Source organism: Mycobacterium sp. VKM Ac-1816D (genome assembly GCF_000416385.1).
Lineage (GTDB): Bacteria > Actinomycetota > Actinomycetes > Mycobacteriales > Mycobacteriaceae > Mycobacterium > Mycobacterium neoaurum_A.
In genome coordinates this window covers 125,560-137,831 of sequence record NZ_AOHQ01000138.1, presented here as the reverse complement: position 1 = coordinate 137,831, position 12,272 = coordinate 125,560, and the positions used below count along the sequence as shown (strand labels likewise).

The 12,272-nt window shown below is 68.1% G+C and carries 13 protein-coding genes; 4 read left to right on the top strand and 9 right to left on the bottom strand.

The window, feature by feature from the left end; translation table 11 throughout:
* Nucleotides 1-18: 18 nt before the first annotated feature.
* The 6 genes from G154_RS17470 to G154_RS17445 all read right to left on the bottom strand — a co-directional run bounded on the left by G154_RS17470 (nt 19) and on the right by G154_RS17445 (nt 5,611).
* Nucleotides 19-681, bottom strand: coding sequence for an isoprenylcysteine carboxylmethyltransferase family protein (locus G154_RS17470; protein ID WP_019510478.1), 663 nt, complete (start codon nt 679-681; stop codon nt 19-21).
* On the bottom strand, nt 678-2,285 hold the full coding sequence (locus tag G154_RS17465; RefSeq protein WP_019510477.1) for an ABC transporter permease: 1,608 nt from the start codon (nt 2,283-2,285) through the stop codon (nt 678-680). The genes G154_RS17470 and G154_RS17465 overlap by 4 nt, the downstream gene beginning before the upstream one ends.
* Nucleotides 2,285-3,178 (bottom strand): ABC transporter ATP-binding protein, encoded by an 894-nt coding sequence (locus G154_RS17460; protein ID WP_031601633.1) that lies wholly within the window; start codon nt 3,176-3,178, stop codon nt 2,285-2,287. The genes G154_RS17465 and G154_RS17460 overlap by 1 nt, the downstream gene beginning before the upstream one ends.
* Complete coding sequence (locus tag G154_RS17455; RefSeq protein ID WP_019510475.1) at nt 3,175-3,834, bottom strand: TetR/AcrR family transcriptional regulator; 660 nt, start codon at nt 3,832-3,834, stop codon at nt 3,175-3,177. The genes G154_RS17460 and G154_RS17455 overlap by 4 nt, the downstream gene beginning before the upstream one ends.
* A 102-nt stretch (nt 3,835-3,936) precedes the next feature.
* A complete protein-coding gene (locus G154_RS17450) occupies nt 3,937-4,812 on the bottom strand; it encodes a type IV toxin-antitoxin system AbiEi family antitoxin domain-containing protein (protein ID WP_019510474.1) in 876 nt (291 codons plus the stop codon).
* 157 nt (nt 4,813-4,969) lie between these two features.
* Nucleotides 4,970-5,611: an O-methyltransferase gene (locus G154_RS17445; RefSeq protein WP_019510473.1), complete on the bottom strand. Its 642-nt coding sequence runs from the start codon at nt 5,609-5,611 to the stop codon at nt 4,970-4,972.
* Nucleotides 5,612-5,786: 175 nt separating this feature from the next.
* Between G154_RS17445 and sigE the strand changes: the two genes are divergently transcribed.
* From sigE to tatB, 4 genes are all read left to right on the top strand, one after another.
* On the top strand, nt 5,787-6,557 hold the full coding sequence (sigE, locus tag G154_RS17440; protein ID WP_023986123.1) for an RNA polymerase sigma factor SigE: 771 nt from the start codon (nt 5,787-5,789) through the stop codon (nt 6,555-6,557).
* 90 nt (nt 6,558-6,647) lie between these two features.
* A complete protein-coding gene (gene rseA, locus G154_RS17435) occupies nt 6,648-7,043 on the top strand; it encodes an anti-sigma E factor RseA (RefSeq protein ID WP_019510471.1) in 396 nt (131 codons plus the stop codon).
* 71 nt (nt 7,044-7,114) lie between these two features.
* Entirely contained in the window at nt 7,115-8,605 is a 1,491-nt protein-coding gene (locus G154_RS17430; RefSeq protein ID WP_019510470.1) for a S1C family serine protease, read from the top strand.
* Nucleotide 8,606: 1 nt separating this feature from the next.
* Nucleotides 8,607-9,008: a Sec-independent protein translocase protein TatB gene (gene tatB / locus G154_RS17425; protein WP_019510469.1), complete on the top strand. Its 402-nt coding sequence runs from the start codon at nt 8,607-8,609 to the stop codon at nt 9,006-9,008.
* Between the two features lie 16 nt (nt 9,009-9,024).
* On the opposite strand, the gene G154_RS17420 is transcribed toward tatB, so the two are convergent.
* The 3 genes from G154_RS17420 to G154_RS17410 form a co-directional block, all read right to left on the bottom strand.
* Nucleotides 9,025-10,167, bottom strand: coding sequence for an Mrp/NBP35 family ATP-binding protein (locus tag G154_RS17420; protein ID WP_019510468.1), 1,143 nt, complete (start codon nt 10,165-10,167; stop codon nt 9,025-9,027).
* Between the two features lie 75 nt (nt 10,168-10,242).
* Nucleotides 10,243-11,556, bottom strand: a complete 1,314-nt coding sequence (locus G154_RS17415; protein ID WP_019510467.1) for a lytic transglycosylase domain-containing protein — start codon at nt 11,554-11,556, stop codon at nt 10,243-10,245.
* 149 nt (nt 11,557-11,705) lie between these two features.
* A complete protein-coding gene (locus tag G154_RS17410) occupies nt 11,706-12,263 on the bottom strand; it encodes a DUF1003 domain-containing protein (protein ID WP_019510466.1) in 558 nt (185 codons plus the stop codon).
* Between the last annotated feature and the right edge of the window lie 9 nt (nt 12,264-12,272).

The window sequence follows — 12,272 nt, the reverse complement described above, 5'->3', positions numbered from 1 at the left end:
CGGCAACTCTATCGACGCTCACCACACGTGCGGAATCAGCCTGAACCGCACCGTGTCCATGTACTCGCGGTACCCGGCCAGCTCGGCGGCGAGCAGCTGTTCCTCGTCACGGATGCGGGCGACGATCACCGGTGCCGCCGCCGCGACGCCGAGCAGACCCCACAGCGAATCCAGCGCAAGGGGCGTGCCGAACATCATGATCGCGGCCCCGGTGTACATCGGGTGGCGCACCCAGCCGTAGAGACCGGTCGAGACCAGCGGTTGATCGGCTTCCACCCGCACGGTGGCCGCGGCGTAGTTGTTCTGTACGACGACCAGTTGCGCGATTGCCAGTCCGACCGCGACCAGGATGTTGCCGATGAGGACGAGCCACACCGGCACCGACGACCAACCGAACCGGTGATCCAGCGCGCACAGGACGAACGTCACGGTCACCGACACCAGGATGAGCGACATGATGATCCGTTGAGCGGGTCGGCTCTCGGCGGTCGGGCCCGCCTGCATGCGGCGGGCCAGCGCCGCCGGGTATCGCACGGCCAGGTAGATGCTCGGCAGCGTGGTGGTGGCCACGAACACCGCAAGAAACACCCAGGCCTGCCAATAGGCGAATGTGCCTGCGGGCCAGAACAGGACGGCGACGAAGAACAACAGGCCCGCACACGTCTGGATCGCGAATCTCATGCGACGTCCCGACGACGATAGATGGATCCGGCGGCCGCGGTGAGCCCTGCTGCCACGACCACCATGACCGCGAGGGCGAGGGTGGGCACCTCTGTTGGTGCGGTCGTCTGCCCCACCGGGGAGAGATCGACAAGCCATCGGGGCAGCCGCAACAAGGCGCCGAGATACAGCGCCACCACCACGAAACCCACAGCGAGCCAGCCGATCAGCGGTCGCCGCAACGCCGCGGCGAGGGCGGCGATACCTGCCAGCACCGCCATCGCCGGCAACTGCGCCAGTGCGGCGCCGGTCAGCCGCCAGACCTCGGCCGGCGCACCGGTTGCGATGCCGGCGCCCAGACCGTTGCCCAGTCCGGCGGCTGCCAGCAAGACGGTGGTGCTGACCAGTGTCGCGGCCACCGCGCTCAGCAGCCAGGCCCAGCGCGAAACCGATGCCGCCAGGACCGGCTCGGCCAGGCCCCGCTGTTCGTCGGTGTGGATGCGCAGCACGGCGGCAACCACGAAAGCGCCTGTGGCGGCGGCCAGGAACTGCGTCATGGTGGTGTAGGCGCCGTCGGCGCCGGCGTCGGTCAACACGCGGGCCAGCAGTTCATTGCCGCGGGCCGCGTCGAGCAGCGATCGGGTCATCGATCCGAACGTCAGGCCGGCCAGGAACAGCGCGACACCCCAGCCGATGCGCTGCCCCCGTTGCAGAACGAGGTTCAGCACGAACAGATTCGGGATGGTCATCGCACGGGGACGCTCACCGGTCGAGGTGATGATGCCCGCGTCGTACTCGCGACGGCCCTCGCATGCCAGCGCCACGGCGACCAGCGCGGCGGCCAACCCCGACAGCATCGCCAGGGGCCACCAACGCAGTTCGACGAAAGACCTCATCTGCTGCGCCCAGGCGATGGGGGACAGCCAACTCACCGCGCTGCCCGAATGCTCGATGACATCGCCGATGCCACGGATCAGGGCCGCGAGCGCCAGTCCGCCCATGGCCGCGCCGGTGGCGGTCCGCGACTGACGCAGGAGTTGGGCGGTGACGGCGGCGAGGGCGCCGAACACCATTGCCGTCACACAGATGCCGAGGCTGAACGCCGCGCTGTCGGCGACGTCGAACCCGCCGAGGATCAGCGCCGCGGTCATGGTGAGCGCGAGCACGGCGTTGGTGGCGGTGACCAGAAGCAGCGCCGCGACGGTGCGGGCGTGGCGTCCCACCACCGAGGACTGCACCAATTCGGCCGTCCCGTCCTCCTCTTCGGCGCGGGTGTGCCGGATCACGGTCAGGATGGCCAGAATCGAGGTCGCGATGATGAGGGTGAGCATCAGCTCGTTGGCGATCATCGCGCCCAGCGCGGTGTGGTGGGTCCCGAACATCGGACCGCTGAGCATGATTCCGGCGGGGGTCTGCATCAACTCGATGCGGGCCAACCGTTGCTCGTGGTCCGGATAGGTCATGGCCAGTGCGGCGGGGGTGTAGGCCGGCAGTGCGGTCAGCAGCACGATCCATACCGTCAGCCGAATCCGGTCACGGCGCAGGGCAAGTCGCAGCAGCGTGGCGACACCCGTCAGTGACCCGGTCGCGGTATGGCGGCCGGTGCGCTCGATGACGGCGTTCATCAGCCGGCCGCCTGATACTCACGCATGAACAGGTCTTCCAATGACGCCGCGGCGACCTGTAGCTCGGTGATGCCCAGTCCGGTGAGGTGTTCCATGGCGATGTCCAGGTCGGCGCGATCGACCGAGAAGCAGACCTGGCCGTCGTGCTCGGCGAAGTCGTGGACGAACGGCAGGTCCGCCCACCCGGTGCCCGCGGTACGGGTACGCGCGGTGACCGTCGTGCGCATCAGATGGCGCAGGTCGGTGAGCGACCCGGAGCGCACGGTCTTGCCGGACCTGATGATCGTGACGGTGTCACAGAGCTGCTCGACCTCGGCGAGGATATGGCTGGACAACAGCACTGCCGCGCCACGGTCGGCGACCTCGGCGACGCACTTTTGAAAGTTCTTCTCCATCAACGGGTCCAAGCCGGAGGTCGGTTCGTCGAGGATGTAGAGCTCGGCGTCGGTGCTGAAGGCGGCGACGATGGCGACCTTCTGCCGATTGCCCTTGGAGTAAGTGCGCGCCACCTTGTCAGGGTCGAGTTCGAAGCGCTCGATGAGCTCGTCGCGGCGACGGGTGTCGACCGCGCCGTTGCGCAGCCGGGCCAGGAAATCGATCGCCTGTGCGCCGGTGAGGTTGGGCCACAACGTGACATCGCCGGGGACATAGGCGATGCGCCGGTGCAGGGCGACGGCATCGCGCCAGGGATCGCCGCCGAGCAGTCGGACGTGTCCGCCGTCGGCGCGCAACAGGCCGAGCAACACCCGGATGGTCGTCGATTTCCCTGCGCCGTTCGGGCCGAGGAATCCGGTCACCTCCCCGGGCGCCACCGTCAGGTCCAAGCCATCGAGTGCGATGCTGCGGCCGAACCGCTTCGTCAGTCTCTGGATCTGTACTGCGTCGGTCATCATCGACTCCCTTCGGTGGGATGGCTGAACGGGATGCCCTGTCGGCGTTGGGCGATGAAGGCGTCGTACATGGTGGTGTCGGTCAGCAGGCCGCGGGTGTAGATCTCCAGGGCGGGCAACACCATGTCCTCGGCGTAATCGCGCAGTACTGCGCGGATATCGGTGGGGTTGTCGTGTAACTGGAGGTAGAGCAGGAATCCGCCGCCGCCGAGCATGCCGAGGAATCGTGCCCGCGCCTTGGGGTCGTCACTGGGTTTGATGGTGCCTGCGCGCACACCGTCGTCGAGGTACTGCTCGGTGTTGTCGAGCATCCGCTGCCAGAACGCCTTGGCCAGGTCGCCGCCGGTCTGCATGCTGCGCACCAGGTAGACCATCAGCGGTGCGTACTCCTCGATCTCGGCCATCTGCGCGAGCCAGGTGGCCGGGTCCGAGGACTGGATGGACTCGGATTTGGCGGTGCGGATGTACTCGGCGATGTAGTCGTCGCATGCCTTGCGAAGGCCGTCCTTGGAGCCGAAGTGGTGGATCACCAGACCGGGGCTGACGCCGGCCGCGGCGGCGATGGCGCGAACCCCGGTGGTGAACCCGTGCGTGCCGAACTGCTCGATCGCCGCGTCGCGGATGCGGGCCGCGGTGGTCAGGTCCTCGCTTGAACGCATGTTCAACAGATTAAACGCCCGTTCAGTCGGTGGTCAAGGTTCTCCCGCGAGCAGACGCGTTTACCCCCTGAAAAGCCTGTCAACGGGGGTAAACGCGTCTGCTCAGCTCGCGCGCTGCGCCATATGGAGGCCCAGTCGCGCCACCAAGTCGTCGGGATGGCGCCGGACGTCATCGACGACCAGTGGGCTGGTCAGCCAACCGCACTCCTGCAGTCGCGCCACCTTCATCCGGTCGTGGCGCAACGAGACGGGGTTGGCGTGCCATTCCATGCTTTCGTACTCGGCGACCAACCTGAACTCGGGCCACGCGAAGTCGACGCGCCACAAGCGCCCGTGCAGGTCGACGATCTCGTATTGCACTTGCGGTGCCGGTAGGCCGCCATCGTGAAAGGCCAGACGGGCTTCGCTTTCCATGGGTGATTCGGCGCGACCGTCGGCGAGCGAGACCAACTCACGCACCTGCACGATGCCGCGTCGGCCGCGCTGCTCGTCGATGGCAGCGGTGAGAGCGCCCGCATCGCAGGTACGCGAGCGTAGGGCCGAGTCGAGGACGGCAAGCGCTCGCGGACGCCGAACCGAACGCGCGATCTCGACGGCTGTCCATGCCGGGGCGGTGCACAATCGGCCACCGACGAGTTTCAGTGGTGCACCAATTCGTTGATGCACCATGACATCTGGAGTCGGACGCAATCGAATGCCAGGGTCGAGCACATGGATGCGATCGTCGGGCTCGGTGTTGAAGCCATAGAGCTCGGCCGCGGTGTTCATGCACGCGACGACCCGTTCACCGGCGCAGATGTCCAATGCGGCGAGGCGCGCAGCGACGTCGGGAGTGTGCAACGCGTAGATGCCACGGCGGACGCGTATCAACTCGCCTTTGCCCAACATGACTTCGACGCGCTTAGGTGTGGCCACGCTCAGGATCTGCTGTCGTGTCACGACTCCGCCGCACGCGGCGAAGAGCTCGTGCAACGACATGACGTGATACTTGCCGTCGTCGCCCGGAGATGCCAGGCACCGGCCACGATGCCTGTTGATAACTCCACGAGCAGACCCATGTACCCCTGGAGGGGGTCACATTTGGGGGAATATGCGTCTGCTCGCGGGAGGAAAGACTCGCGGGAGTAGGGGAGGGTCAGTCGCGGGCGGCGGCGAGCAGCCCGTCGCCCAGCGGCACCAGCACCGGGGTGAAGCGCTCGTCCTCGGCGATCAGCCTGGCTGCTTCGCGGACCGCGCTGACCTCGGCGTCATTGGCCGACGCGTCACCGGCCCGGCCGCCGAGCGCCGCGCGATGTACCACGATGGCCCCACCGGCCCGCAGCAGGCGCACACCCTCGGCGACGAACTGGGGTTGGTCGGCGGGCGCGGCGTCGATGAAGACCAGGTCGTAGGACTCGTCGGCCAGCCGGGTCAGCACCTCTTGGGCGCGGCCGCCGATCAGCCGGGTGCGCGAGGCGCCGACGCCCGCTTCTGTGAACGCCTGCTTGGCCAGGCGCTGGTACTCGGGCTCGACGTCGATGGTGGTCAGAACGCCGTCCTCACGCATGCCGGCCAACAACCACAACCCGCTCACGCCCGCGCCGGTGCCCACCTCGACCACGGCCTTGGCGCCGGTCAACCGCGCCAACACCGACAACAGAGCGCCGACCGCGGGGGTGACGGCGCCGGCCCCGCTGTCGACGGCGCGCTCGCGGGCCGCGGCGGTCACGGCGTCCTCGGTGATCGACGCCTCCGCGTGCGAGACGATCGACTGGGCGGCGTCGTCGGTGCTGGCCATGCCCGCAGCGTAGAGCAGCGGTGCTCAGACGCCCGCCGACACGCCCGCCCCTGATGCGGAGATCACAACGAAAATGTGCCCGTTTTGCCTGGTTGCGGCGTGGGTATCTGCTTTCTCAGGAATTGTTCAGTTTGCTCATATGCCTGGCACACCCCGGCGGGAGAACGTACTACGCATGGAACACGGCGACAGCTTGCGTCTTCGGAATACGGCCGATACCGGCCACGTTTCCCCTAGCAACGAGCAGACGTCCGCCTGCCATCTCGATTTGGAGGATCCGATCACCGCTTCAGTGAGCACCACGAGCAGCCCGGCTGCCAGTCCCGTCACCATGCCCCACCTGGAGCAGTTCACCGACGGCGAGTGGGTCGAGCCCTCCGACGAGCTGACCGGCACCGCGGTGTTCGACGCCACCGGCGACAAGGCGGCCATGCCGTCTTGGGATGAGCTGGTGCGCCAACACGCCGACCGCGTCTACCGGCTGGCCTACCGCCTTTCCGGTAATCAGCAGGACGCCGAGGACCTGACCCAGGAGACCTTCATCAGGGTCTTCCGCTCGGTGCACAACTACCAGGCCGGCACCTTCGAGGGCTGGTTGCACCGCATCACCACCAACCTGTTCCTCGACATGGTCCGTCGCCGCACCCGCATCCGTATGGAGGCGCTGCCCGAGGACTATGACCGGGTGCCCGCCGAGGACCCGAACCCGGAGCAGATCTACCACGATTCGCGGTTGGGCCCCGATCTGCAGGCAGCGCTGGACTCACTGCCGCCGGAGTTCCGCGCCGCCGTCGTGCTGTGCGATATCGAGGGTCTGTCGTATGAAGAGATCGGCGCCACCCTCGGCGTGAAGCTCGGCACCGTCCGCAGCCGGATCCACCGCGGTCGCCAGGCTCTTCGTGAGCACCTGGCCAAGAACTCCGACCAGCTGAGCGCGTCGGCCTGAGCGGTCGTGGGTGTGCGCTGCGGCGTACCGCGCTACATTCAGATGAGTGTTGTCGGTGTGACGATGCGGCGATCCGGAAGGAGCGGGGCGATGGCCGACCCTGGCGATGTATTCCGTCGCGCATTCTCCTGGCTGCCGACCCAGTTCGCGTCGCAGAGCAGCGCCCCGGTCGGCCCGCGCCGGTTCGGCTCCACCGAGCATCTCTCGCCCGAGGCAATTGCCGCCTTCGTCGACGGTGAGCTCCGGATGACGGCACATCTGCGCGCCGGCCACCACCTCTCGCTGTGCCCGATGTGCGCCGACGAGGTCGAGGCCCAGCGTCAGGCCCGTACCGCATTACGCGATTCCTGCCATATCGCGATGCCCAGCTCTCTACTCGGCCTGTTGTCCCAGATCCCGGACCGGGATCCACCGGAGCAGCCGTCCAATGAAGACCCACAGCGCGTCGCAGACGGCGTCGCCAGGGCGCGCCGTAAGCGCCGGTAGGGTTGCAATCGAGACCAGTAGTCGCGCGTGCCAACCGAGGATGCGTGCTGTGACCGGGGAGTGATGCACGGGTGAGCAACAAGGACGAATCGGGTAACAACCCTCGGTTGGCTCCGCGCCCGGTGTCGCGTCCGCCGGTGGATCCCGCCTCGCAACGTGCCTTCGGCCGCCCCGCCGGTGTGTCCGGTTCGTTCCTGGGTGCCGACAAGCACGTCGACCAGGGGGAGTACACCCCCAAGAGCCTGAACCCGGACCCGGTACTGGCCGAGGCCTTCGGCCGGCCGTACGCCGGCGGCGACTCGTTGCAACGTCATCCCGCCGACGCCGGTGCGTTGGATGCCGAGAACCTCTCCGATGAAGACGACACCCCTGACCCGTGGCGCGACCCGTCCGCGGCCGCAGCGCTCGGTGCGCCGGCCGTCGTGGCCTCCGCGCCGGTGGTGGTGCAGGCGCCCCAGGGCAAGCTCGGGGTGCGCGACGTGCTCTTCGGTCGCAAGGTCTCGGTCGTCGCGCTGGTGATCCTTGCGCTGATCGCCCTGCTGATCGGCGCGCTCGGCGGTCTGGTCGGCAACAAGACCGCCGAGGTCGTCGAGGCCTTCACCACCTCCAAGGTCACCCTCGAAACGAGCGACCTACCCGCTCAACCCGCGGGCCGGCTCGCCGAGGTGGCTGCCGCGGTGGCCGATTCGGTGGTCACCATCGAGGCCACCAGCGATCAGTCGGGATCCCAGGGATCCGGTGTGGTGGTCGACGGCCGCGGTTACATCGTGACCAACAATCACGTCATCTCCGAGGCCGCCAAGAACCCGGCCAAGTTCAAGATGTTCGTCGTCTTCAACGACGGCAAGTCGGTGCCCGCCAACCTCGTCGGCCGCGATCCCAAGACCGATCTCGCGGTGCTCAAGGTCGACAACGTCGACAATCTCACCGTGGCCCGGCTCGGTGACTCCGAGAAGCTCCAGGTCGGCGAGGAAGTCATCGCCGCCGGTGCGCCCCTGGGCCTGCGCAGCACCGTCACCAGCGGCATCATCAGCGCGCTGCATCGGCCGCTGCCGCTGTCCGGCGACGGTTCGGACACCGACACCGTGATCGACGGCGTGCAGACCGACGCCTCGATCAACCACGGCAACTCCGGTGGCCCGCTGATCAATATGAACGCTGAGGTCATCGGCATCAATACGGCAGGAAAGTCGTTGTCGGACAGCGCCAGTGGCCTCGGCTTCGCCATTCCGGTCAACGAGGTCAAGGATGTCGTCCAGAAGCTGATCGAGGCGGGCAAGATCGAGCACCCGTCGCTGGGCCTGACGGCCCGTTCGGTCAGCAACGATCTGGCCTCCGGAGCCCAGATCGCCAACGTCAAGGCCGGTGGGCCTGCCGAGCGGGCGGGCATCCTGGAGAATGACGTGGTGATCAAGATCGGTAACCGCAAGGTGGCAGACGCCGACGAGTTCGTCGTCGCGGTCCGTCAGCTGAAGATCGGCGAGCCGGCGCCCGTCGAGGTGCTGCGCGACGGACGCCCGGTCACGTTGACCGTCACGCCGATCGGCGACGGCACGGCCTGAGATGTTCGCCAATGTCGGCTGGGGCGAGATGCTCATCCTGGTGGTGGCGGGTCTTGTCATCCTCGGCCCGGAACGGTTGCCCGGAGCGATCCGGTGGACCTCCAACGCGGTGCGCCAGGCCCGCGAGTATCTCAGCGGCGCAACCAATCAACTGCGTGAGGATCTCGGCCCCGAGTTCGACGACCTGCGTCAACCGTTGAGCGAGTTGCAGAAGCTTCGCGGTATGACGCCGCGGGCCGCGCTGACCAAGCATCTGCTCGACGGTGACGATTCGTTCCTGACCGGCAACTTCGACAAGCCGGTCAAACCGGTCTCTCCCGACGCGCCCACACCGGCCGTCCCGGAGACCCCGCCGAAGCCGCGGGAACCCGGGCCCACCAGATTCGACGCGGACGCGACCTGAGGCGGTCGGTGTCCGGCTAGCGTCCGGCCGGGTCCAGACCCAGTGACATACCTGCCAGTCCGCGCTTGCGCGCACCGAGGGCGTCGGCGACCTTGCGCAGTTCCCTGCCCGCGGCGGAATCGGGCGCCGACAAGACCAGCGGCACCCCGGAATCACCCGCGGAGACCAGCTCGGGCTCCAGTGGCACCTGTCCCAACAGTGGCACCTCGGCACCGACCGAACGGGTCAGCGACTCGGCGACCTGCCGGCCGCCGCCCTCACCGAACACCCGCATGACGGTGCCGTCTGGCAGTGTCAGACCGGCCATGTTCTCGACGACGCCCACGATGCGCTGGCGGGTCTGCAGCGCGATGGCACCGGCGCGTTCGGCGACCTCGGCGGCGGCGGACTGCGGCGTGGTGACGACCAGGATCTCCGCGCCGGGGATCAACTGGGACACCGAGATGGCGATGTCACCGGTGCCCGGCGGAAGATCGAGCAGCAGCACGTCCAGGTCGCCCCAGTAGACATCGGCGAGGAACTGTTGCAGTGCCCGGTGCAGCATTGGACCGCGCCACACCACCGGCGTATTGCCCTGGGTGAACATCGCGATCGAGATGACCTTCACGTCATGGGCGATCGGCGGCAGGATCATCGAATCGACCTGGGTCGGTCGATCGACGATGCCCATCATGCGCGGCACCGAATGGCCGTAGATATCGGCGTCGAGGACACCGACCTGCAGCCCGCGTGCGGCGAGCGCGGCGGCCAGGTTCACCGTGACACTGGACTTGCCGACGCCGCCTTTACCCGAGGCGACGGCGTACACCCGGGTCAGCGAGTTCGGCTGGGCGAACGGGATCACCGGCTCACGTGAATCGCCGCGCAGCAGCTTGCGCAACTCGGCCCGCTGTTCGTCGTTCATCACATCGAGGGCGACGCTGACCGCGCCGGTACCGGGCACGTCGGTCACCGCGGCGGTGACCTTGTCCACGATTTCGGTCTTCTTCGGGCAGGCCGAGGTGGTCAGGTAGATCTCGACGGCGACGGAATGGTCGTCGGCGATGGAGACGCTTTTGACCATTCCGACCTCGGTGATCGGACGGCGCAGTTCGGGGTCGACGACCTTGTTCAGCGCGGAGCGCACCGCGGCTTCCAGGTCGGTATGTGTCGAGGACATTGCCACCGAGTCTAGGCCGCTGTCGCCGACCGTCGGACCGCCGGGCCGACTCGTCGGTTGGTGACCTCGGGTGCCTCAGGCCGCCGGACCGGGCGCGGGGCCCGGAGCCGGACCGGGTGCCGCCGGGAGCGCCGGTGCGACCGGGGCCGGTGCGGGCGGCGGCGGAGCGAACGGATTGAACGGCGCGGGCGGGGCAGCCGGGGGCGCGAACGGATTGAACGGCGCGGGCGGGGCAGCCGGGGGCGCGAACGGATTGAACGGCGCGGGTGGGGCGGCCGGGGGCGGCGCGAACGGGTTGAACGGTGCGGCCGGTGGAGGGGGTGCGAACGGGTTGAACGGTGCCGCCGGGACGGGCTTGTTCTCCCCGATGCAGAAGACGGCGCAATTCGGCACGGCCGCAGGCTGATCCGGTCCTGGCGGAACCGGCAACCGGTCGGCGACGTTGGCCCGGCCCAGATCGAAGAAGGGCATCACGGCCATCGGATCGGTCGACGGCAGTCCCAGTGCGTTGAGCGGCAGGCCCGGCCCGAGCCCCTCGGCGTTGGTCGCGAGGTGGACGTTGGCGTCGCGCAACTGCGGCACGGACCCGGTGATCGGCGGCAGATCCACCGGCACCACCCCGGTGGCGTAGGCCGCCGCCCAACCGAGCACGTTGCGGGCATAGGCCACGGAGTTGTTGTAGCGCAGGATCGCCGTCATCACCTGGCTCTGATCCCGCATGTTCAGTCCGCCGCTGCACAGGTAGCGGGCCGCGGCCAGGGTGGCGTCGAAGAGATTCTGCACCTCGACCTTGCCGTCACCGTTGCCGTCGGAGGCGTACCGCGACCAGGTCCCCGGCAGGAACTGCATCGGACCCATCGCCTGGGCGTAGGTGATCCGGTCGTTGTTGCGGCTCTGCACGATGACCTCGTTGCCGGGCAGCGAGCCGTCCAGCGCCGGGCCGAGGATCGGCCGCACCGCGGTGCCGTTGATATCGGTCGCGCCGTTGCTGGCGTGCATGGACTCGATGCGGCCGATACCGGCCAGCAGGTTCCAGCTCATCCCGCAGTTCGGCGCGGCAGCGGCCATCATGCGTTCGGCGTTGCGGTAGGCGTTGAGGGCAACCGTCGGGATCCGCAGGCTGCCCGGCGAGCTGACCACCGCGGCGGGCGGGGGAGCCGTCAGCGCGGTGCCGGCAGTCTGGAACGGACGCGGCGCCCGGTAGACCGGAACCACGACCGCGCCGGCACTTTCGTCGGGCGTGGGCACCACCGCGGCCAGCGGGGTGACGGTCGCCTCGAGTACGGGTTTGACCGACGGCCCGGACGCGCCGACGCCGAGCGTCAGCACCAGCGGGGCGAGCACGGCGACGCCCAACAACCCGCGTGAGCTGGGAGCCGAATCGGCCACGGACCGGAGCGCCTGATCAGCGCGGCGCCGCGCCGCTGCGAGGGCGGCGCTTCCCCGTTTTGCCACTCAACCGTCCTAAATCCGTTACCCGACCGTTGTGAACCAGGTCACCATACCCATTGCGAGGTCGGCGTGGTGGGCCAATGGGTTCACTGATCCTGTTCGGAGTCGTCGGCACCGTCCGGCTCGGCGCTGTCGGCCACCGCTCGTTTGCCCTTGTTCTTCTTCGGTTTCGGCGGCACAAGTTCGACCAGCATGTCGCGCAGGTCCTCCAACTCGCGTCGCATGTAATCGCGGGTGACCACCTCGCCGACGGCCAGTCGCAGTGCCGCCAGCTCCCTGGCCAGGTACTCGGTGTCGGCCTTGGTCTGCTCGGCGCGCCGGCGGTCCTCCTCGAGCGACACCCGGTCCCGGTTTTCCTGGCGGTTCTGGGCCAGCAGGATCAGCGGTGCGGCATAGGCCGCCTGGGTGGAGAACGCGAGGTTGAGCAGGATGAACGGATACGGATCCCACTGCCAGGCGAAAGCGCCGACATTCAACAGGATCCAGACGATCACGACGATGGTCTGGATGGCCAGATAGCGGCCGGTGCCCAGGAACCGCGCGATGCGCTCGCTGACGCGCCCCACCGCCTCGACATCGAAGCGGGGGCGCAGCGAGCGTGATCGGCGTGGTGTGTCGAGACGCTGGCGTGCCGAGTCGCTCATGCGACGCCT